Source organism: Dongia sp. (assembly GCF_041918875.1).
GTDB lineage: Bacteria > Pseudomonadota > Alphaproteobacteria > Dongiales > Dongiaceae > Dongia.
Map to the genome: position 1 here is coordinate 124033 of NZ_JAYRUV010000014.1, position 22192 is coordinate 146224.

General features: G+C 64.7%; 16 protein-coding genes. 8 read left to right on the forward strand and 8 right to left on the reverse strand.

The features are described 5' to 3' along the window. Nucleotides 1-76: 76 nt before the first annotated feature. From ACE3TY_RS15735 to ACE3TY_RS15760, 6 genes are all read right to left on the reverse strand, one after another. A complete protein-coding gene (locus ACE3TY_RS15735; protein ID WP_374654628.1) occupies nt 77-400 on the reverse strand; it encodes a hypothetical protein in 324 nt (107 codons plus the stop codon). A gap of 158 nt (nt 401-558) precedes the next feature. Further along, nucleotides 559-1788 carry a PA0069 family radical SAM protein gene (locus ACE3TY_RS15740; RefSeq protein ID WP_374654630.1) on the reverse strand — a complete coding sequence of 410 codons (1230 nt, stop codon included), beginning with the start codon at nt 1786-1788 and terminating at the stop codon, nt 559-561. Nucleotides 1789-1838: 50 nt separating this feature from the next. Beyond that, nucleotides 1839-2732: a hypothetical protein gene (locus ACE3TY_RS15745; RefSeq protein WP_374654632.1), complete on the reverse strand. Its 894-nt coding sequence runs from the start codon at nt 2730-2732 to the stop codon at nt 1839-1841. A gap of 94 nt (nt 2733-2826) precedes the next feature. Continuing rightward, a complete protein-coding gene (moaB, locus tag ACE3TY_RS15750) occupies nt 2827-3363 on the reverse strand; it encodes a molybdenum cofactor biosynthesis protein B (protein ID WP_374654634.1) in 537 nt (178 codons plus the stop codon). 18 nt (nt 3364-3381) lie between these two features. Continuing rightward, complete coding sequence (locus ACE3TY_RS15755; RefSeq protein WP_374654636.1) at nt 3382-4947, reverse strand: lytic transglycosylase domain-containing protein; 1566 nt, start codon at nt 4945-4947, stop codon at nt 3382-3384. Nucleotides 4948-5236: 289 nt separating this feature from the next. Further along, on the reverse strand, nt 5237-6142 hold the full coding sequence (locus ACE3TY_RS15760) for a uracil-DNA glycosylase (protein ID WP_374654638.1): 906 nt from the start codon (nt 6140-6142) through the stop codon (nt 5237-5239). Nucleotides 6143-6310: 168 nt separating this feature from the next. Between ACE3TY_RS15760 and ACE3TY_RS15765 the strand changes: the two genes are divergently transcribed. The 5 genes from ACE3TY_RS15765 to ACE3TY_RS15785 all read left to right on the forward strand — a co-directional run bounded on the left by ACE3TY_RS15765 (nt 6311) and on the right by ACE3TY_RS15785 (nt 14508). Further along, nucleotides 6311-7963, forward strand: a complete 1653-nt coding sequence (locus ACE3TY_RS15765; protein ID WP_374654640.1) for an electron transfer flavoprotein-ubiquinone oxidoreductase — start codon at nt 6311-6313, stop codon at nt 7961-7963. A 122-nt stretch (nt 7964-8085) separates the two neighbouring features. Continuing rightward, the gene (locus ACE3TY_RS15770) at nt 8086-9870 is read left to right on the forward strand and encodes a tetratricopeptide repeat protein (RefSeq protein WP_374654642.1); all 1785 of its coding nucleotides are present in this window, start codon (nt 8086-8088) and stop codon (nt 9868-9870) included. 22 nt (nt 9871-9892) lie between these two features. Next, the gene (locus ACE3TY_RS15775) at nt 9893-10735 is read left to right on the forward strand and encodes a 4-(cytidine 5'-diphospho)-2-C-methyl-D-erythritol kinase (RefSeq protein WP_374654644.1); all 843 of its coding nucleotides are present in this window, start codon (nt 9893-9895) and stop codon (nt 10733-10735) included. Between the two features lie 180 nt (nt 10736-10915). Beyond that, nucleotides 10916-14137, forward strand: coding sequence for a PAS domain S-box protein (locus ACE3TY_RS15780; protein WP_374654646.1), 3222 nt, complete (start codon nt 10916-10918; stop codon nt 14135-14137). Continuing rightward, nucleotides 14134-14508, forward strand: a complete 375-nt coding sequence (locus ACE3TY_RS15785) for a response regulator (RefSeq protein ID WP_374654648.1) — start codon at nt 14134-14136, stop codon at nt 14506-14508. Before ACE3TY_RS15780 ends, ACE3TY_RS15785 begins: the two co-directional genes overlap by 4 nt. Nucleotides 14509-14545: 37 nt before the next feature. Here ACE3TY_RS15785 and ACE3TY_RS15790 read toward each other — a convergent pair whose 3' ends face one another. Then, a complete protein-coding gene (locus tag ACE3TY_RS15790) occupies nt 14546-15691 on the reverse strand; it encodes a succinylglutamate desuccinylase/aspartoacylase family protein (RefSeq protein WP_374654650.1) in 1146 nt (381 codons plus the stop codon). 115 nt (nt 15692-15806) lie between these two features. Here ACE3TY_RS15790 and ACE3TY_RS15795 point away from each other — a divergent pair, with 115 nt between their 5' ends. After that, nucleotides 15807-18056, forward strand: coding sequence for an ATP-dependent helicase (locus ACE3TY_RS15795; RefSeq protein WP_374654652.1), 2250 nt, complete (start codon nt 15807-15809; stop codon nt 18054-18056). Between the two features lie 11 nt (nt 18057-18067). Further along, a complete protein-coding gene (locus tag ACE3TY_RS15800) occupies nt 18068-18952 on the forward strand; it encodes a 50S ribosomal protein L11 methyltransferase (protein WP_374654654.1) in 885 nt (294 codons plus the stop codon). 70 nt (nt 18953-19022) lie between these two features. Here the strand turns inward: ACE3TY_RS15800 and ACE3TY_RS15805 are convergent, their stop codons facing one another. Then, nucleotides 19023-19688, reverse strand: a complete 666-nt coding sequence (locus tag ACE3TY_RS15805; protein ID WP_374654656.1) for a DUF1127 domain-containing protein — start codon at nt 19686-19688, stop codon at nt 19023-19025. A 243-nt stretch (nt 19689-19931) separates the two neighbouring features. Here ACE3TY_RS15805 and ACE3TY_RS15810 point away from each other — a divergent pair, with 243 nt between their 5' ends. After that, a complete protein-coding gene (locus tag ACE3TY_RS15810) occupies nt 19932-21962 on the forward strand; it encodes an aminopeptidase P family protein (RefSeq protein ID WP_374654658.1) in 2031 nt (676 codons plus the stop codon). The last annotated feature ends 230 nt before the right edge of the window (nt 21963-22192 follow it).

The following is a 22192-nucleotide window of genomic DNA, read 5'->3' on the forward strand; positions in this document are numbered from 1 at the left end:
GACCGAAGGAAATCTCCTGGCCGCTGGCGCGCGCCGGGGGATTTCGCCGGACCTGGCGCAGGGTCGGGTCGGAGGTTCAGTTACCTTCCGGCATTATCTGCCCGTCGGGCGAGAGCACGATATTGCCGCCCTGGCCGCCCTTGGTTCCGGTCGCATGCCAGTAATTGTCGCAGCCCTTTTCGAGGATCTGCACATCGGTATAGCCGGCGGCCTTGAAGGCGGCCATGGCCTGCTCGGCGGTCGAGCCGTCGATGATTTCGCCATTGGTGCAATTGTTGCCGCTCTGCGTGCTGAGGTCGGTGGGCTGCGTCGGCATGGCATTCTCGGCGCGGGCCGGCCCGCTGAGGGCGGCGGAGAACAAGGCCGCGGCAATGGTGATGGTTGTTAAGCGCGCGCGCATGATCGGCCTCCTTGGCGAGTGGGAGATGCCTTGTAAAACAAGTGGAGCGCGGAGTTGTTCCGGGGAAGTTGAGCCTTGTCGTGCCACACCCCCTCTCCCTAGCCCTGCCTTCAGGGGGAGGGCTAGGGAGAGGGGGGATGTCTCAGCTGTGACGGTGCTCACCCGAACAAGCTCAGCTGCGCCTTCTCCGCTTCCGTCTCCGTCATGCGCCCGGTCGGCGCCCTGAACTGGCCGCTATCCACTTCCCAGCGATAGCCGTTGAGGCCGAGTTTCCTGGCGATCGTCTGGACGCGCTGGCGGATGAGGGTGGCATAAGGGCCGCTTCCCTTCATGCGCGCGCCGAATTCCGCCTTGTAGAGCGCCCCGTCGCGGCATTCGCGCACCAGGTCGAGCACGCGCTTGGCCTTCAAGGGGTGATGCGCCTCGAGCCATTCCTGGAACAGGTCCTTTATCTCGAGCGGTAGGCGCAGCAGCGTCCAGCTGACGGAGGTGGCGCCCGCTGCCGAGGCCGCTTCGACAATGGCTTCGATCTCATGGTCGGTGAGGCCCGGAATGATCGGCGCCACCGAGACGCCCACCGGAATGCCCGCCTCGCTGAGTTGGCGGATGGCGTCGAGCCGTTTCTGCGGCGTCGAGGCACGCGGCTCCATCACGCGTGCGAGGTCGCGGTCCAGTGTCGTTACGGAGAGATAGACCTTGGCCAGATGTTTCGCGGCCATCGGCGCCAGAATGTCGATGTCGCGGCAGACATTGGCCGACTTCGTGGTGATGCCGAGCGGATGATTGTAGGCGGCGAGTACATGCAGCACTTCGCGCGTGATGCCGTAGCGCTTCTCGATCGGCTGATAGGGGTCGGTATTGGCACCAAGCGCGATGACGCTGGGCTTGTAGCCCGGGCGGCGCAGTTCCTTTTCGAGGAGCTTGGCCGCATCGGCCTTCATATAGAGCCGCGTCTCGAAATCGAGGCCCGGCGAATGGCCGAGATAGGCATGGGTCGGGCGCGCATAGCAATAGATGCAGCCATGCTCGCAGCCGCGATAGGGGTTGATCGACTGGTCGAAGGGAATGTCGGGGGATTTGTTGTGGCTGATGATGGAGCGCGCCGTATCCAGCGCCACATGGGTCTTGAGCGGTGGCAGCTCATCCTCACCGCCACCCTTGGCGACGGGCCTTGGCGACAGGCCCAGCGGCACGCCCTTGAAGCTCAGACCGGAGAACGCCTCGTCGCCGGCGGCATTCCGCGCCTCCTGCCAGCCATCGTCTTCGGCCGGGCGCAGGCCTGACTCGAAACGGCCCGCCCGGTTGCTGACCGCCCCGCGCCCCTTCCGGGCCATGTCGGGAAGGGCGGAATCGGTGAAGGGATCGACAGGGTCACGTTCGTAGCGCATGGCAAAATCCTGCCACGAGTATTGGAACATTTCAAGAACAAAGCGTCCGTTTAACGTGGTTCGCAATCGTGCCTGAACAGCCGGCGCCGATAGCTGCAAGCGAAGCCGAGTGCTGCCCAGGCGGCGTATCCCGGACCCTGGCGGCCATCACTGATCGCTTCGATGTCGCTGACAAATTGCCTGGCGCCGGCATCCGCCGCCGCGAGAAGCAGCGCCGCCGTCACCTTCTGGTCGTCCTCGAAGCAAGGTGCCATCACGCCCGGAACGGGTGCGTCGATCCCAAGCCAGCACCAGCCTTCATCGTCGATGAAGGCACTGCGGACCATGACGATCTTGGCATCCGGCAATCCCTGCTCGCGGCGCAGAAAATGAATCCAGCCCTTGCGGCCGACCAATGCCTGCAGCCAGTCGCCGATCCCGGGCGGCATGCCATAGCAATCGCGAATGAAGGCGATCCAGCCAGCCGCGTTGGCGGTATCGACGCGCTCGCAGCCTGTTGCATGAGCGGTCCATAGCTGGTGGGGCGTTCCCTGCAGGATCACGCGGTCCCAGGCACCGGCTGCCCGGTATCCGCGCGCAAGCAATTGAACATCCAGATCGGCGGGCTGGCTGTGATCGTTGACCACAATCCAATGTGGGCCGGCGCCATCGCGATAGAATGCCTCGATGGTTTCGAAGGCATTCGCATCGACCGGCGCCGGGCAGCCCAGCGTCAACACCATGTTGAAATGACTGAACGGTATGCGGCTGCCGATCATTGCCAATGAACCGCGCTGGATCTTTCGCAAGCCAAGCGCCTCGACGATATGTGGTGGGGCGGCCTCGTACTGGTCGATCCAGGCCATGGTATCGATGGCTTCGGCCCGAATGGCGATCTCTCGGGGACTGGCGGCCGGCGATAATGCCGGGGACGATACTAGAGCAGGTGCGTGGATTTCGGTCATTGCATCTCGCGGAACAGAACTGGGCCTGTCGTCTCCAGCCTTGTTCCATACGCGCCAATCAGCGCGGCGGATCTGTCGCCGCGTGGTCGCCGGCCTATTTCAGATGTTCCGTAAGGCGCGGCATCAGCTCGACCAGATTGCAGGGTTTGTGCCGGTAATCGAGCTGCCATTTGAGGATCTCTTCCCAGCCGTCGCGGGCCGCGCTGGGCGAGCCGGGGAGGGCGAAGAGATAGGTACCGCCGGCAACGCCACCCACGGCCCGCGACTGGATCGTCGAAGTCCCGATCTTCTGATAGGAAATCCAGCGGAAGAGTTCGCCGAACCCGTCGATCTTCTTTTCAAAGACACTCTCGAAGGCTTCCGGCGTCACGTCGCGCCCGGTGACGCCCGTGCCGCCGGTCGAGATCACCACATCGATCGCCGGATCGGCGATCCATGCCTTGAGCTGCGCAGTGATTGCGGGGACATCGTCCTTGACGATGGCGCGCGCGGCGAGTTTATGGCCATCGCGCGCCAGCAGTTCCGCCAGCTTGTCGCCGGAGCGGTCGTCGGCGGCCGTGCGCGTGTCCGAGACGGTCAGGATGGCAATGCCGACCGGCAGGAACGGACGCGTCTCGTCGATCCGTGACATTCCCAAGCCCCTGGGAGATTAGTTGGAAGCCGCCGTGACGTTGTCGCCGCGCTGATAGCTGGGCCATGCGCCGTTGGCGACGGCTTCCAGCGACCGCGCCGGCTGGCCGAGGCGGGCCTGATAGACCCAGTAGCCGGCCATGACGCGCTCGACGAAGTTGCGCGTCTCGCGCGAAGGCAGGCTTTCGATGAACAGCAGCGGATCTTCCGAACCGCGAATGCTCTTTTTCCATTTGGCAAGGTTGCCCGGGCCCGCATTGTAGGCTGCGGCCATCATGAAGAGATCGCCCTTCACCGCCGGATCGTCGAGCAGGCGCTTGATGTACTTTTCGCCATAGGCGAGCGAGGTCAGCGGATCCTTGAGGCGGGAGCCGGCCGGTGCGCCGATCGCCTTGGCCGTGCCCGGCATCAGCTGCATGAGGCCCACGGCGCCCGCTCCTGAGATCGCATTCGGATTGAAGCCCGATTCCTGGCGCATGACGGAAAAGAGCAGCGCCTGATCGATCGTGAACCCGTTGGCCGGTTTCCACGAGGGCAGCGGATAGAGTGCCGCATCCATGCGCGGGCCGCCCTTGAGGTGGCGCCAGGCGCCGATCTTCAAGGCCAGCGACGGCAGGCGGTAGGCCTGGCTGATGGCCACCAGCGCGTCGCCCACATCGATGGCGGACTCGCTCTGCAGGATCAGCAGTTCCTTTTCCGCAAGGTCGGTCGCGCCGATCTGCAGCAGCGCCAGCGCCCGCTTGCCGATGCGCGAATTCATCAGCTGCGCGCCATGGCCGCCGGTCAATGTCGGCACGCGCCAGTCGAAGGTCGGCTCAAGGCCCAGCGCCCGCGTGGCGAGCTGCCCGTAGAAGGTGCGCGGGAATTCGGATGCGACCTTCAGCCAATGGCTGACCTTGTCGGGATGCTTGGCGCGGACATGCGCGCGGCTCGCCCAATAAGCGGCGGCGGAGCGGTCCCAGCCGGAAGACGAAGTGCGGATCGCCGCTTTCTCGAACAGGATCGCGGCCTGCTCGTAATTACGGTCGCGCCAGGCATTGAGGCCGGCCAGCCAGTTCGGGTCGTTGTCGCTGGAATTCTCGTCCGGCGAACCGACCCGCGTTATGTCGTATTTCGGCTTGGCCAGCGCCGCCTTCTTCACACCCTTCCGGGTGGCCAGCGTATAGATCGCCTCGGCCTCCGGCAGCGCCGAATAGGATTTCAGCCAATCGCTGAGTTCCTTGGGCTTGCTCTTGTAGCCCGGCGACAGATAGCGGTCCGCCAGCACATGGCCCAGCAACACGGGATCGGTGAGGTCGCCGATCAGGCGGTCCGAGCCGGCGAAATCGCCCTGGGCCTGCAAGCGGAAGATCTGGCGATAGCGGTCGGCATTCACGGCATCGAGCGGTTGCGGCAGGGTGGCGCCGAAAACCTCCGGCCCGGTCGGCAGCGACGCGGTCGTGCTGCCAGTTCCAAGCGTCGCGGCGCTCAGCTCATCGGCTTTGGCCAGTGTGGCGCCCAGGACGATCGCCGGGGACAGCAACACCACCGCCGCGGTCGACGCCAGGAAACGGCGCCAGCCGTGTTGTCGAAATTCATTCTGCAATCTTTCGCCCCCCTCAGAGCGAACCTCGCCAGGACCGTTCCTGGCGAGCGCGTTATTAACGAGTTGGCTTCTTTTCTGGTTCCCAGCGTTACCGATTCGAAGTGGGCACGTCCAGAAAAAACGCCCGCGCCGATCTACAGATATGGTGCCGTGGTCAATATTAACCACTATATATTGATTTGATCGGTAAAATTTTACGTGACTGCACGATCGGTCGCGGCATTATCACAAAACCGCCGCAAAGGTTAACGGAGCTCGATCGTCCGGCTCCCGGCGATTCGCCGGCGCCTTAACCAAGCTCGGAAAGGCGGGCTTTCAGCTTGAGGAGATCGGCCCAGGTTTCGCGCTTCTGTGCCGGCTGGCGCAGCAGGAAGGCCGGATGGAAGATCGGCAGGGCGGGCACTGCCGCTGGAAGGCCGTCGGATTTATACTCGAACCAACGCCCGCGCAGCCGCGTGATGCCGTCATTCGTGCCTAATAGCGCATGGGCCGACGCCGCACCCACCAGCACGAGTATCTTGGGCGCCACCAGCTCGATATGCCGCTGCACGAATGGAGCTTGCGCCACCAGTTCCGCTTCCGTCGGCTTGCGGTTGCCGGGCGGCCGCCAGAAACAGACATTGGTGATGTAGAAGCTGGTCCGGTCGAGGCCGATCGCGGCCAGCATGCGGTCCAGCAACTGGCCGGAAACGCCGACAAAGGGTTTGCCCAGCCGGTCTTCGTCAGCCCCGGGCGCTTCGCCCACCAGCATCACGCGCGCGGCCGGATTGCCGTCGGCAAAGACCATGTTGGTGGCCCGGCCGCGCAGGCTCTCGATCCCTTCGAAACGCTGCAGGATTTCCCGCAACTCCTCCAGCGACCGTGCGCCGGCGGCGGCCGACCGGGCGGACTCGGCCAGGGCGCGGTCGTTGGCACCCAGGATCGCGGTCGCCTGGGTGACGGTGGCTCGCCTGGGTGCGGCGGCGGGCGGCGGCGGACTCGGCGCGGCAACGCGCGGCGCTGACACCGCTTCCATTTTTCCACCGCCGCTATTCGCCGCAGTCATCCCAGCGCCGTTCAGGCCGAAACGGCTTATGGGCGCGTCCTCGATCGCGGCATCGGCCCCTGAATCGAGATAGAATTTCAGCAGGGCAATCGCCTGGGACGCGTCGGAAATTGGCGCGGAAGTGTCGGAAACTGGGCCGGTCGGGATCATGGGCGAAGGCTAGCATCGCCGCTGGCCTCAGGTCCAGTTGACCGGGCCGCGCTATATATAATGTGCATATAATGGCGGCCGGTTGCGCGGGGGCGCCCGGCCGTTGTAAGCAACCACGCCGCCTTGGGCCCTGCTGGCCCGGCATGCCGCGTATAAGGGGAGGGGCCCATGGACCGGGAAGTGATGGAATATGATGTGGTGATCGTCGGCGGCGGGCCCGCCGGCTTGAGCGCCGCCATTCGCCTGAAACAGCTGGCCGCCGAATCCGGCAAGGAGATTTCGGTCGTCGTCATCGAAAAGGGCTCGGAAATCGGCGCCCATATCTTGTCCGGCGCCATCATGGATCCGCGCGCCCTCACCGAACTCATTCCCGACTGGAAGGATAAGGAGGCGCCGCTCACCTGCCCGGTGACCGAGGATCGTTTCCTCTTCCTCACCAACGACAAGAACTCGGTCCGCTTCCCCAACGCGCTGCTGCCCGCGACGCTGCATAACGAGGGCAACTACATCGTCAGCCTTGGCAATGTGTGCCGCTGGCTGGCGAGCCAGGCCGAGGCGCTGGGCGTCGAGATATTCCCGGGCTTCGCCGCCGCCGACATCCTCTATGACGACGCCAGGCGGAAAGTGCTGGGCATCGTCACCGGCGATATGGGCCGCGCCAAGGATGGCAGCGAGAAGGCGGAGTTCACGCCCGGCATGGCCTTGACCGGCAAATATACCCTGTTCGCCGAGGGTTGCCGCGGGTCGCTTGGCAAGCGGCTCATCAAGCATTTCAAGCTCGACGAAGGGCGCGACGCGCAGAGCTATTCGATCGGCATCAAGGAGCTCTGGGACATCGATCCCGCCAAGCACAAGCCGGGCCTGGTCATGCACACCGCCGGCTGGCCGTTGGACACCAGCACTTATGGCGGCTCGTTCCTCTATCACGGCGACAACAATCAGGTGATGGTGGGCTTCGTCATCGGGCTGGGCTACGAGAATCCCTATCTCTATCCGTTCGAGGAATTCCAGCGCTACAAGCACCACCCGGCCATCGCCGAACAGCTCGAGGGCGGTCGCCGCGTCGCCTATGGCGCCCGCGCCATCGTCACCGGCGGCATCCAGGCTCTCCCCAAGCTCACCTTCCCCGGCGGCGCCCTTGTCGGCGACAATGCGGGTTTCCTGAACGTGCCGCGCATCAAGGGCAGCCATGCCGCGATCAAGACCGGCATGCTGGCGGCCGATGCCGCCTTCGAGGCTTTGGCGGCCGAGCGCGCCCATGACGAGCTTGCCGCCTATCCGGACGCTTTCGAGAAATCCTGGCTCCATGACGAACTCTACCGTGCCCGCAATTTCAAGCCGTGGATGAGCAAGGGCCTCCTTGTCGGCACCATCATGGCCGGCATGGACCAGAAGCTCTTCGGCGGCAAGGCGCCCTGGACGCTCCACAACAAGATTCCCGACAATGCCAAGACCGGGAAGAAGGACGGCTACAAGCCGATCGCCTACCCCAAGCCCGACGGCAAGCTCTCCTTCGACCGGCTCTCCTCCGTCTTCCTCTCCTCGACCAATCACGAGGAAGACCAGCCCTGCCATCTGACCTTGAAGGACCCCAAGGTGCCGATCGAGGTCAACCTGCCCCTCTATGACGCCCCGGAACAGCGCTACTGCCCGGCCGGCGTCTATGAAATCGTGCGCGAGGCCGACGGCTCGAACCCGCGCCTGCAGATCAATGCGCAGAACTGCGTCCACTGCAAAACCTGCGACATCAAGGACCCCACCCAGAACATCAACTGGGTGACGCCCGAAGGCGGCGGCGGCCCGAACTACCCGAACATGTGAGAAGGGCATCAATGAAAGGGGCCGCCATCGGCTGTGATGGCGGCCCCTTTCTGCGTCGGGCACTTCCTGCTAAGACTATTGTTGGAATGTAACAATTCAACATTTTAAGGCTGCCTGCGCCCATGAAAGTCCAATCCTCCGCGCCGCGATTCCGCCCGGCATTGCTCGCCCTGGCCCTGTTGCCGGCGATGATCGCCTGTGCCGGCAAGGAGGATGGCGACGGCACCGCGCGGGCGGACTCGACTGCCGGCAATGCCGTCATCGCCTCGCCAGTCGAGCCGCATTGGACCCTCTCGGGCGCGCTGCTGGCCGGGCGCTTCGCCTTCAGTTCCGGCGACGATGCCATGGCGGCAAAGCTCCTGGGGCTGGCGCGCGACGTGGCGCCCGGCGACCAGATCCTGGCTTCGCACACGCTTTCGGCGCTGGTCAGCGCCGGCGATTTCAAGGGGGCTGTAAAGCTTGCGGCCGAGATCAAGGGCCAGGGCGCCAAGACGCCGCTTATCGGGTTCGTCGAAATGGTCGACCGGGTCGAGGCCGGCGACTTCGCCGCCGCCAAGAGCGCCTTGGGCAGCATCAGCGACGACGGCATCGGCCGCATCGCCAAGCCGTTCCTGGCTGCCTGGGTCGAACTGGGTCTGGGCGGCAAGCTGGAACCCGCGGTCGATGCCTTGGGTCCGCTCTCCGACTTCAACGGCTTGGGCGCCGTGGTGACGCAGCACACCGCCCTCATGGAGGATCATCTGGGCCGGTCAAGCCAGGCTCTCGATCGCATGAAGGGGGCGGCCGATGCCGGCGCCGCCAGTGCGCGTTTCATCGAACTCTATGTCGAGTTCCTCCGCCGCGCCGGTGACAAGGGCGACGCGGTGGCCTTTCTCGATCTCTATCGCAGCGCCAATTCGGGCATTGCCGGCGCCATCGCCGACCCGCTGGCCGAGCGCCTGGACGAACCGGTCGAGAAGGGCCCCGTCGTGGCGACACCGGCGCAAGGTTTGGCCGAGGCTTTCTTCGATCTGGGCTTGATCCTGCAATCGGAAAATGCCGAGGACCAGGCCAAGGTCTTCGCGCGCTTGGCCCTGGAACTGGATCCCGAGCTCGACATCGCGCGCCTGCTGCTCGGCAACATCATGCAGCAGCGCGAGCGTTGCGCCGACGCCATCGAGATGTATCGCTCCATTCCGGAGAAATCGATCTATCGCTGGTCCGCGGAAATCTCGGTCGCCGATTGCCAGCAGAAGCTCGAAGATGTCGACGGCGCCATCGCCACTCTCAAGGGCCTGGTGAAGGCGCGGCCGACGCGCACCGAGGCCGTGGTGGAACTTGGCGATCTCTTCCGCCGCGAAAAGCGCTTTGCCGAAGCGGTCGACGCCTATGACCAGGCCATCGAATCCATCAAGGAACCCAAGGCCGACGATTGGGCGCTCTATTATTCGCGCGGCGTCGCGCATGAGCGCAACAAGCAATGGGACAAGGCCGAGCCGGACTTCAAGAAGGCGCTGGAACTCTCGCCCGATCAGCCCTATGTGCTGAACTATCTTGCCTATACCTGGGTGGAGCGGCGCGAGAATCTCGACCAGGCCTTGAAGATGCTGGGCAACGCCGTCGAGCAGCGGCCCGAGGAAGGCTTCATCGTCGACAGTCTGGGCTGGGCCTATTTCCAGCTCGGCGAATTCGAAAAGGCCGTCACCTATCTGGAACGCGCCGTCGAATTGCAGCCGACCGACCCGGTCCTCAACGATCATCTGGGCGACGCCTATTGGCGCGTGGGCCGCCGCAACGAGGCGCGCTTCCAATGGCACCGCTCGCTCTCCTTCAAGCCCGAAGAAGACCAGATCGCCATCATCCAGGAAAAACTGAAGAGCGGCCTGGGCGAGGCGAATCCCGAAGCGAACATGCCTTCCGGCGGCTGATCCACCGGCCGCACATCGCCCCATGCTCGCGCGCGCCAAGATCAATCTCTATCTGCACGTCGTCGGCCGTCGCGCCGACGGCTACCACCTGCTCGATTCGCTCATCGTCTTCGCCGAGACCGGCGACGATATAAGCGTGGCGCCCGCCGGCGACCTGTCGCTCACCATCGACGGCCCGTTCGGCGGCGGGCTCGACGGCAGCAGCGGCAATCTGGTCATGCGCGCGGCCATGGCCTTGCGCGACCTCACCGGCACGCGGCGCGGCGCTGCCATCCATCTCACCAAGAATCTGCCCCTGGCATCCGGCATCGGCGGCGGATCGGCCGATGCGGCGGCGACCCTGAGCGCGCTTGTCGATCTCTGGCAGGTGCGCCCCGAACGCGCCAAGCTCTACCGGCTTGCAGAAAAGCTCGGCGCCGACGTGCCGGTCTGTCTCGACGGCCGGCCGAGCTTCGTTGGCGGGATCGGCGAGGATATCGTGCCGGCGGGTGCGCTGCCGCCCACCCATATCCTGCTGGTCAATCCGTTGGTGGAAACGCCGACGCCCGCCGTCTTCAAGGCGCGGCGCGGCGATTTCAGCAGCGCGGCGCGCTGGTCGAGCCCACCGGTCGCCGCCCGCGATCTCGCAGCCTTCCTGGCAACGCGCCGCAACGATCTCACGCCGCCTGCCATCCTCGTGGCGCCGGTCGTGGCCGATGTGCTTGCCGCCATCGCGGGCACGCCGGATTGTCTGCTATCCCGCCTGTCCGGCAGCGGCGCCACCTGCTTCGGCCTTTATGAAACGGCGGCAGCCGCGGAAACCGCCCGCCGGCGGATCGCAGCGGAGCAGCCCGCATGGTGGTCGGTCGCGGCACGCATCGCGTGAGGATTCCGGCTCTCCGATGAAGAGCGTTGTCGGAAAACGATCCTAAAAATCCGCTTTTGTCACCGGGGCCGGCAATCGGCTGGCGGGGCCATCAGCACCGTTGGCAACACGACCTCAATGGTCCTACGCTAGCCTTCTCATTTCGGCCGCGTCACGGCCAACCGGCGAGTTCGTGCGCATATGGATAATCTTCAGATTCCCACTGCCTCGGCGCCTGTGCCCACTTCGATCGAACCGGATGACGACAATCTGGGGCGTGCGCTTTTCGATGCGCTCCCGATCGCGGTCTGCACGGTGGATGCAAGCGGGATCGTGCGCGCGACCAATCGCGCCTGGGAGCGGCTGGCGGAGGGCGGGGGCGGCCGCGTCAGTTTTCATGTCGGCGACGATTGCTTCCTCAGCCTCGATCGGTCCGCCGCGAAGGGCGATACCATGGCTGGCGAAATCGCCGCCGGGCTGCGCGCCGTCATCGACGGGACTGTCGAGGAATTTCTGCGCAAGGACGCGCGCTGCCTCTCCCATCCCGACAATTGGTTCGACATCTCGGTGAAGGCGCTGGGCGGTCATCCGCGCCGCTTCCTGTTGACGCTCGACGATGTCAGCGGCCGTCGCCACGCCCTCAATGCCATCGTCGAAAGCGAGGCTCGCCATCGGCATGCCGAGCGGATCGCGCGGCTGGGTCATTGGCGCCTGGTGCATCGCGACGGCGATTGGAAGAACGGCACGATCGATTATTCCGAGGAGGCGACGGCCATACTGGGCCTGCCGCCCGGCGGCACGACCCACTCGTTCGACGATATGCGGCGCCTCATTCATCCCGACGATCTGGCGAAGGTGCTGGCCGCCTACGAAGCGGAGGATTCCGATACTTATGTGGTCGAATATCGCGTCGTCCGCGCCGACGGCACGGTGGTCACCGTTCAGGAGGCGGGCGAAAGCGTTCCGGCACCCGAGCACGGCCTCGCTTTCGAATTCGGCACCATCCAGGACGTCACCGTCCAGCGCCAGGACGCCGACCGGTTGCGCCGGCTCAACGACGAACTGGAACAACTGGCGGCCGAGCGTACCGCGGCCCTGGCCGAACGCGAATCCCAGCTCAGCCGGGCCCAGGCCCTGGCCAGGATGGGCCATTATACCTGGCGCAAGGAACAGGAACGGCGGACCGATGGCGGCTGGCATACGGGGCTGACCTATTCGCCGGCCATTGCCGCCATTTTCGGCGTGACCCTGGAGGAACTTATTGTTCCGGATGAGGCGTATGTCGAGCGCTTCGTGCATCCGGACGACCGGGCACATGTCAACCAGGCCTATTTCACTCATTTCCGCGAGCAGGCCAGTCACCAATTGCCGATCGAATACCGGATCGTGCGCCCCGACGGTTCGGTCCGTTACGTGGTCGAGATCATCGAACGGCTGGTCGGTGACGAAGACAATGTGACCGGAGCCTTGGGGACGATCCAGGACATCACGGAGCGCAAGGAGGTCGAACTGGCGCTGCGCGAGAGCGAGGCGAGGCTCCAGGCCTTCATGGACAATGCACCCTTCATCATGTCCATCAAGGACGTCGAGGGGCGCATGCAGATGATCAACCGCGAAGGCGCCGACAGTTACGAGACGACCGAGTCGGAACTGTGCGGCCGCCTCACCGAGGAACTGATGCCCGACGAAAGCGGCCGCGCGATCACGGCGATGAGCCGCGCGGTCATCGCGACCGGCGGCGTCGTTTCCTGCGAACTCGAACTGCCGGGGCGCAAGCGTTACCGGTGGAGCCTCGAAATCGAATTTCCGATACGCGGCGCGAACGGGGACATCGCGGCGATCGGCGGTTTCGCCGTCGACATCACCGAACGGAAACGGACCGAACTGGCCTTGCGTGAGAGCGAGGCCCGGCTGCGCGCCATCTTCGACCACGTACCGGTTACTTTGTCCCTCAGCGACCTCGACGGGCGCTACACGATGGTGAACCTGCGTTTCCTGGAAAAGGTCGGCAAGACCGAGGCGGAAGTCATCGGCCACGGCGCGGTCGATCTTTTCGGCCCCGGGCCCGGCGGCCACCTCAACGAACGCAAGGCGTATGTCATGCGGACGCTCGAACCGCTGACCTATGAGGCGCGGACGCCGACCGAGCTGGGCGCCCGCGACTGCGCCTTCACGCATTTCCCGATCATGGATGGCGGCGCGCTGACGGCGGTGGGCACGATCTCGCTCGATCTCACCGAACAGCGCGCGGCCGAGGCGGCACTGCATCAGGCGCAGAAGATGGAACTGGTCGGCCAGTTGACCGGGGGGCTCGCGCACGATTTCAACAATCTGCTGGGCGCCATCGTCGGCAATCTCGATCTGCTGGCGCTCGAAACCGAAGGCCGGCCGCGCGCCCGCGAATTGCTCGACCGCGCCATCTCGGCGACCGAACGGGGGGCGGCCCTGATCCAGCGCCTGTTGGCTTTTTCGCGCCGGCAGGCATTGTCGCCGCGCCGCATCGATATAAACCGGCATATCCAGGACATGCGGCCGCTGCTGGAAGACAGTCTGGGCGGCGGCACGCATATCAGCATCCGGACGTCGGCGGATATGCCTTGCTGCAGCGTCGATCCGACCCAGCTGGAAGCGGCGCTGCTCAATCTCGCCATCAATGCGCGCGACGCCATGCCGGATGGCGGGCGGCTCATCATCGAGACCGCGAATGTGACGATGACGCCCGATGCCGCCGCATCGCCTCTGCCGCAGCCTTACGTGATGATCGTCGTCTCCGACGAGGGCACGGGCATGTCGCGCGACATCCTGGATCATGTGTTCGAACCCTTCTTCACCACGAAGCCCGTGGGCAAGGGGACGGGGCTGGGCCTCAGCACGGTGCACGGCTTCGTCAAGCAATCCGGCGGCCATGTCCGCATCGACAGCCAGCTCGGCCGCGGCACGACGGTGGGACTGTTCCTGCCCTGCATTGCCGAGCGGACCGAGAGGGCGGCGATGGCACCGGCAAGGCATCGCGCGGTGCGGCCGCGGGGCCGGGACGGGAAGATACTGCTCGTGGCCGGCGATGGGGCGTATCTTGCCGCCTGTGCATCGGCGCTGCGCCAATCCGGTTTCGACTGCCTCACCGCCGCGACGGCAGCCGAAGCGCTCGCGGCATTGGACCGCAATCGCGACGTGGCGCTGATCTTCAGCGAACTGCTTGTGCCGGGTGACCCGGGCGGGCCCGGCCGGAGCGGACTTGAACTGGTGGGCCGTGCGCGCCGCGCGCGGCCAAATCTCAAGGCGCTTTACACATCCCGGCCCGGCGATGCCGCGCAAGGGGGCACGGCGGACCTCCCGGCCGGGAACCTGCTGCTGCCCTGGCCCTACAGTTTCGGCGATCTGGCGGAGCTTCTGGCCGATCTTCTGGCGGAGCCTGATCCGTGACGGAGAAACTGAAACGCATCCTGATCGTCGACGATGACGAGGGCTTCCTCGCCTTCGCCCGCGATGCCGCCTTGACCAAAGGCTGGGCGGTCGAGACGGCGGCAAACGGGATCGAAGGCTGCGACGCCTTCATCCGGTTCCGTCCGGATATCGTCCTCCTGGACATCGTCATGCCGAAGATGGACGGGTTCGAAGTACTCCATTGGCTGGCGGAACAGCACACCGACTGCAGGATCATCGTGCTGACCGGCTACAATCCCAGCTATGCCGCCATGGCCGAACAATTGGGCGGCGCCAACGGCCTGATGCAGGTCACCATGATGACGAAACCCGTCCGCCTTGCGGCACTGGTGGCGGCCATGGCGGAATGACGCGAAGCGGAGCGGGGGCGTCAGATTGCAAACCGCGCTAGTCGCTCAGCAACGCGCCGGCCTTGCGGTGGGCAAGCTTGGTTTTGCCGACGATCATCGCGATGCCGTCGCCGGGCGACACCAGTTTGCGCAAGCAGCGCGACAGGACCAGGCCGTCATTGACGGCGCGGACCGGTTGACGCGCCTGGCTCTGGTCTTCGGCCAGCGGATCGACCAGTTCGGCCACCAGGTCGCCCTTCTTCACCTCGGCGCCGAGTGCCACCTTATAGGCGATGATTCCGGCGCTGGGTGCCCGCACGATGTCGGTCGCCTCCAGATCCGTCCCCTCGCATGATGCGGCGGGAACCGGGCCGGGATCGCCGGCCAGCGCGCCGTGCCGCTGCAGGAAGCGGAAGAGGCCGGCGGCATCTTTCGTCGCCATCTCGTCGAACACGTCGGCCTGGCCGCGGAACTCGACCGTGGTGGCAAAGCAGGCATTGGGGATGGGGAAGGTGTCGCCGACCGCTTCCTTGAGCTTGCTCCAGGGCAGCGAGAAGGTCTCGTCGAAACTCTGCGCTTTCGAATCCATGCACAAAAGGCCGGCACGGGCGCCCAACTCGGCGGCAAGGTCGCCGAAACCTTCCCAATGCACCGGCTGCATGTAGACATGCATCAAGGCCTCGTCGTCGCAATGGAGATCCAGCACCATGTCGGCATCGTGGGCAAGGCGCGCCAGCTCGACCTTCAGGCGCGCCAGTTCCGAATCCGGATTCATCTGGTTGATTTTGGCCCCGACGGCGGCGCGGACCGCCTTTACATTGGCGTCCTTGTCGGCGCCGAGCTTGCCGCGCACGGCATCGAGCAATCCGTCATAGAGGTCCGGCCAGTGCCGGTTGAAATTGCTGCCGCCGCGCAGTTCGTAGCGGCCGCTATGGGCGCCGTTGACGATCTGGCCGAGGCCCACAGGGTTGGCCACGGGCACGACCACGATCTCGCCTTCGATCTCGCCGCGCGCCTGGGCGGCATCGAGCAGTTGGATGAGATGATGCGCTGCGAGCATGCCGGGGATTTCGTCCGCATGCAGCGAGGCCTGTATATAGGCCTTGGGCCTGGCTCCCTTGGTGCCGTAGCGGTGCGCCAGGATGAAACGCTCCGTGCCCGGGCTCATGGCACCCAGCGAAATCCGGTCGATCGTCTTGGTCATGATGGATTTTTCTCCCAAATTTTGTGGCCGCATTGGGCAGGTCCCGACCCATGCTGTCAAGACCGGGCAAGATCGCGGGGGGTCTTACAATGCCGCCGGAATGCTATAAGGACGCATGACCGAATCGACCGATATCGCCGCTCTCAGCGCGCCCTACCTCGCTGGCCTCAACGACCGCCAGCGGGAGGCCGTGCTGGCCATGAACGGCCCCGTTCTCGTGCTGGCCGGCGCCGGCACGGGCAAGACCCGCGTTCTCACCACGCGCCTTGCGCATATCCTCACCTCAGGGCTGGCCTGGCCGTCGCAGATCCTGGCCGTCACCTTCACCAACAAGGCCGCCAACGAGATGAAGGAGCGCATCGGCCACCTCATCGGCCGGCCGGTCGAAGGCTGGTGGCTCGGCACTTTCCATTCGCTGGCCGCACGCATTTTGCGGAGCCAGGCGGAACTGGTGGGCCTCAAGCCCAATTTCACCATCGTCTCGACCGACGACCAGTTGCGCCTGATCAAGCAGCTGATCGAATCCCAGGGGCTCGATTCCCAGCGCTGGCCGTCGCGCGTGGTCCTTGGGCTGATCGAACGCTGGAAGGATCGCGGCCTGACGCCCGACAAGGTCAGCCGCGCCGAACTTGCCGAGGTGGCGAGCGGCCGCATCCTCGATCTCTACCACGCCTATCAGCAACGCCTGCTGACGCTCAACGCCTGCGATTTCGGCGATCTGCTGCTGCACAATCTCACCATCTTCCGGACGGCGCCCGATCGGCTGGAGCGCTATCAGCAACAGTTCCGCTACATCCTGGTCGACGAGTACCAGGACACCAACGTCGCCCAATATCTCTGGCTGCGCGCGCTTGCGCAGAGCCACAAGAATATCTGCTGCGTCGGTGACGATGATCAAGCGGTGTACGGGTGGAGAGGCGCCGAGGTCGAAAACATCCTCAAGTTTGAAAAAGACTTTCCGGGAGCAAGAACGATCCGCCTGGAGCAGAATTACCGCTCGACGCCGCATATCCTCGCCGCTGCCTCCGGCCTCATCGCGCATAATGAGGGGCGCCTTGGCAAGACGCTGTGGACCGAGGTGGCCGAGGGCGAGAAGGTACGCATCATCGGCGCCTGGGACGGGACCGAGGAAGCGCGCCAGATCGGCGACGAGATCGAAACGCTGCAGCGCCGCGGCACGGAACTCAAGGACATCGCCATTCTGGTCCGCGCCGGCTTCCAGACGCGTGAATTCGAGGAACGCTTCATCACGCTGGGGCTTGCCTACCGCGTCATCGGTGGCCCGCGCTTCTACGAACGCCAGGAAATCCGCGATGCGCTGGCTTATCTCCGCCTCATCCACCAGCCCGACGACGGGCTTGCCTTCGAGCGCATCGTCAACACGCCGCGCCGGGGGTTGGGCGACACAACGCTGAGGCAGCTCAACGAGATCGCGCGCGTGCAATCGCTCTCGGTGCCGGAAGTGGCGCGCCAGATCGTCTCGACGGATGAACTGAAGCCCGCCGCCCGCCGCGCGCTCGCCGCCTTCATGAACGATCTTTCCCGCTGGCGGCAGATGGCTGGCGCGACGCATCACGCCGAACTGGCGCAGATCGTCCTCGACGAGAGCGGCTACACCGCCATGTGGCGCCAGGACAAATCGATCGAAGCGCCGGGCCGGCTTGAGAACCTGAAGGAATTGGTGCGGGCGCTGGAGGATTTCGACAGTCTCGAAAGCTTCCTCGATCACGTCTCCCTGGTGATGGAGAATGCCGAAAGCGGCCCTCGCGACCAGCTTTCCATCATGACGTTGCACGGCGCCAAGGGCCTCGAATTCGATGTCGTCTTCCTGCCGGGCTGGGAGGAAGGGCTGTTCCCGCACCCCCGCGCGCTCGACGAGAATGGCATCAAGGGGCTCGAGGAAGAGCGGCGCCTCGCTTATGTCGGCATCACGCGCGCGAGGAAGCTTGCCGTCGTCGCCCATGCCGGTTCCAGGCGCATCCATAACCAGTGGCAGAACTCGCTGCCCTCGCGCTTCCTCGCCGAACTCCCGAAGGAACATATCGACCGGCAGGATCATGCAGGCTTCTCGCCGCCCAGGCAGAGCGGCTTCGGCGCCATGACCCATGGCGGCAATTCGGGTGGCTGGTCCGGCAACGGCCGCAGCTTCGCGGCGCGCCCCAAGCCGCCCACCATCGATCTCGAGGCGGAGATGCTGCCCAGTTCATCCGGCACCTATCCGCCGGGCAAGCGCGTCTTCCATCAGAAATTCGGCTACGGCAAGGTCTTGACCGCCGAGGGCGACAAGCTCGAAATCGCCTTCGACAAGGCGGGCGTCAAGAAGGTCATGGCCGGCTTCGTGGTTCCGGCGGAAAAAGCCGGCTAAAGGGGAAAACAATGACGACCAATACCAAGCTCTTCTCGGTCAATGTCGATTTCGATTTCAAGCCGGAGCCCGCCTGGCGCCTGGCGCTGGAGGAGGCGCTGGAACCGTTCGGCGAAGCGCTGGTGAGCTTCGAGACCGATGGCGGCAAGGGCTGGCACATGGAGGTGATCGGGCAGGCGAAGCCGAACGCCGCCGCCGTGAAGGCCGCGCTGAAACCCTTCGGCAGACTGGAGGCCGTCATCGGCCCGGTCCCGGACAAGGATTGGCTGGCGGAAAGCCGGAAAGGCCTGGCGCCATTGAAGATGGGCCCCTTCTTCATCCATGGCGAACATGATCGGGGCCGTGCGCCCAGGAACACCATCCCGCTCGAAATCGATGCCGGCATGGCCTTCGGCACCGGCCGGCATGAAACCACCAGCGGCTGCGTCAAGGCGCTCCTGAAGCTCGCGAAATCGATGAAGGTGAAGAAGGTCCTGGATATCGGCACCGGCACCGGCATCCTCGCCTTCGCCGCGCATCATCTGTTCCAGGTCCCCGTGCTGGCCGGCGACAATGACAAGGACGCCGTCCGTGTCGCGCGCGAAAACGCCGCCATCAATGGTTTGAAGAAGCAGATCCGCATCGTCGCCTCGGATGGCTACCGCGCCAAGGCGATCCGCGACAACGGCCCCTACGATCTGGTGACCGCCAACATCCTCGCCAACCCGCTCATTTCCCTGGCGCCGGACCTTGCCAGGAATCTGGCGCGCAATGGCCGCGCCATTCTCTCCGGCCTGCTGAAGACTCAGGAGAAAGACGTGCTGGCGGCACATCGGGCCGTGGGACTGGAACTCGATTTCCGCATCCGCCAGAACGACTGGTCGGTGCTGGTCCTGAAGCGAAAATCTAAACGCTAGAATCGAAACGGCGGCCCGGTTACCCGGACCGCCGTTTCGGCGCACTACTTAGGGAAAACTCTGTACTGCGTCAGGCAGCCTTCGGGGCGGAAGGCTGGAAGTTGCTGTTGGCAACCAGGCCGCGCTCGGCGAGATTGCCGGCAAGCTCGTCGATGTCGCCGCGGATGACACCGATATCCATCAGCTGACGATCCGTGAGGCGCGACAGTTCCTTCGCCGTGGCACGCGCGGCCGACCAGGCCTTGAGCGGCGCGGTGACATCCTCTTCCATCGCCTGCACGGTCGCCGGGAGCGGGCCGTTGATGGCGCCGGAGAGGCGGGCCACATGGGCGTCGATCTCGTAACGGGCAAGCCCGATATCGGCGAGCAGCCGGTCGTCGAGCGCCTGCAGGGTGGCGCGCGCCTTGCGGCGGCGGTTCCAGTCGATCACCGGGCGCATCAGGCCATTGACCACCAGGCGGCTGAATTCGGCGAACAGATCGCCATCTTCACCGGCCGGCAGCGCCTCGCGGGCCAAAGCGGGGATCGAGCCACGGCCGACGCCGATATCGCTCAAAGACCGGTCATCGAGCGCGTAAAGCTCGTTTTCCAGCTGGGTGCGCGCATGGACGCGGCGTGCCGTGTTGACAAGCGCCTTGCCGAAGCGCGCGAACGCGGCAAAGCCGATCTCACGGGTGACGGCAGGCGAAACCGCCACGTTCGACGTCACGTTCTGATTGATCACGATCCGATTCATAGTAACCTTCCAATCCGGCCCTTGAGGCCTTGAGACGGCACCGTTGCCATCACCTGAGTTTTGCGGACCAGTGGAATATAGTTATAACCCGACCCATTCAGTAGTGGTTTCGCCGCATCGCAGCAATGCACTGTGCGCATGCAAAATGGCCAAGATGGCAGTGTGATGCATATCACTAAGAACTAATTAAGACGTTATAGTGACTTAGCGGTCACGCTGATTATGGTTAATTTGGAGATCGACATGGTAACTTCCCCGGATTCAGCCTGCCGCGAGACCTATCAGGGGGATGAAGCGCTTGCCGGGCTGCTGAAAAAGCACCAGGCGCACTTAAGCGTTAACGCGCTTACTGAACTTTTGCCCGGAATCGGCGCCGCACCTGCTGGCGAACGGCCCGAAGCCTGGGTCGATCTGGTGGCCGAAAATCCGAGCCCGGCGCTCGTTGCCCAGCTCCAGGCCTTTCGCCGCGAAAAGGAATCCCGGGAAAGCGAAACCCGCACCCCGCCCATCGCGGCGCGTCTGACGCTCCTGCGCGAGGCATTGAAGCGGCAGGGCCTCGACGGTTTCGTCATCGGCCGGGCCGACGCGCACCAGGGTGAATATGTTCCCAAGAATGCCGAGCGCCTGGCTTATGTCAGCGGCTTCACCGGGTCGGCCGGCATGGCGGTGGTGCTGCTGGAAAAGGCCGCCATCTTCGTCGACGGCCGCTACACGATCCAGGTGAAGGACCAGGTCGATCCGTCGTTCTATATATACAGGCATCTCGTGACCGAGCCGGCCGACGCCTATATCGCCGCCGAATTGAAGCCGGGGCAGAAGATGGGCTTCGACCCCAAGCTCTTCACCCCCGACCAGGCCGAGCGCTTCCGCACCGCCGCCAGGAGGGCCGGGGCCGAGCTGGTCGCCGTCGCGCGCAATCCGGTGGACGAGATTTGGGCGGCGCGCCCGGCCGATCCCATTTCGCCGGTCCTGCCGCACGATATGAAGTTCGCCGGCGAAGGCTCGGCCGAAAAGCGCCGCCGCCTGGCCGCCAGGTTGAAGGCGGACGGGAAGGCGGCCGCAATCATCTCGGGTCCGGACTCGCTCTGCTGGCTTCTCAACATCCGCGGCGCCGACGTGCCGCGCACACCCTTTGCACTTGGCTTTGCCGTGCTCCATGACGATGCGCGCGTCGATCTCTATATGGACCGCCGCAAGCTCACACCCTCGGCGCTCACCCATCTCGGCAACGAGGTGGCGGTGGCCAGCCCCGATGCTTTCGAGGGCGGCCTCGCAGCGCTTGGCGCCACGAAAGCCAATGTCGCCATCGACGCCGCCACGGCCAGCGAATGGGTTTATGACAAGCTTTCCAGATCCGGCGCCAAGGTGGCTGTGGGCGAATGCATCTGCGCCTTGCCCAAGGCCGCGAAGAATGCGGTCGAGGTGCAGGGCTCACGCAACGCCCATGCCCGCGACGGCGCTTCGGTCGCACGTTACCTCGCCTGGCTCGCGGGCCGCGCGCCCCGGGGCGGTTTGAAGGAAATCGACGCCTCCGACCGACTGGCTGCTTTCCGCCGCGGCAACGAGCATTTCCGCAACCTCTCCTTCGACAGCATCTCGGCGGCAGGTCCCAACGGCGCCATCTGCCATTATCATGCAATGCCGGAAACCCAGCGCGAGATCCCCGTGAACTCGCTCTACCTCATCGATTCCGGCGGCCAATATCTCGACGGCACCACCGACATCACCCGCACGGTGGCGGTGGGGAGCCCTACCCAGGAAATGAAGGAATGCTTCACCCGCGTCTTGAAGGGCCACATCGCCTTGGGCACCGCGCGCTTCCCCAGGGGCACCACCGGCTCGGCACTCGATGCGCTGGCCCGGAAGCCGCTCTGGGATGTGGGCCTTGATTACGATCATGGCACCGGCCATGGCGTCGGCTCATACCTCTCCGTGCATGAAGGCCCGCAGCGCATCTCCAAGGTTCCCAACCGGACCCCACTCGAACCCGGCATGATCGTCTCGAACGAGCCCGGCTATTACAAGGAAGGCGAATTCGGCATCCGCATCGAAAACCTCGTCGTGGTGCGGGAAGTGAAGGACCAGCCCGGCTGGCTCGAATTCGAAACGCTCACCCTGGCGCCGATCGATCTGAACGCGATCGAAAAATCGCTGCTGACGACCGAAGAAACCGCCTGGCTGAACGCCTACCACGCCCGCGTCCGTGCGGCATTGGCCCCGCAATTGTCGGGCGATGATCTCGCGTGGTTGCAACAGGCGACGCGGGCGATCTGACACTGCCTCACCCGTTTCGTCGAACCCTCTCCCCTCGCGGGAGAGGGTGGCGAGCAAAGCGAGCCGGTGAGGGGGATCTCTCAACGAGTCCGTTCTCACCACCCTCTCACCCCAACCCTCTCCCGCGAGGCTACGAGATTCACACATTTCGGAGGTTCCAGCCATGCTTGATTGCATGGAACTGATTGAGACCTCTGAGCATGACGATGGGGCCTGGCTTTCCGTAGTAT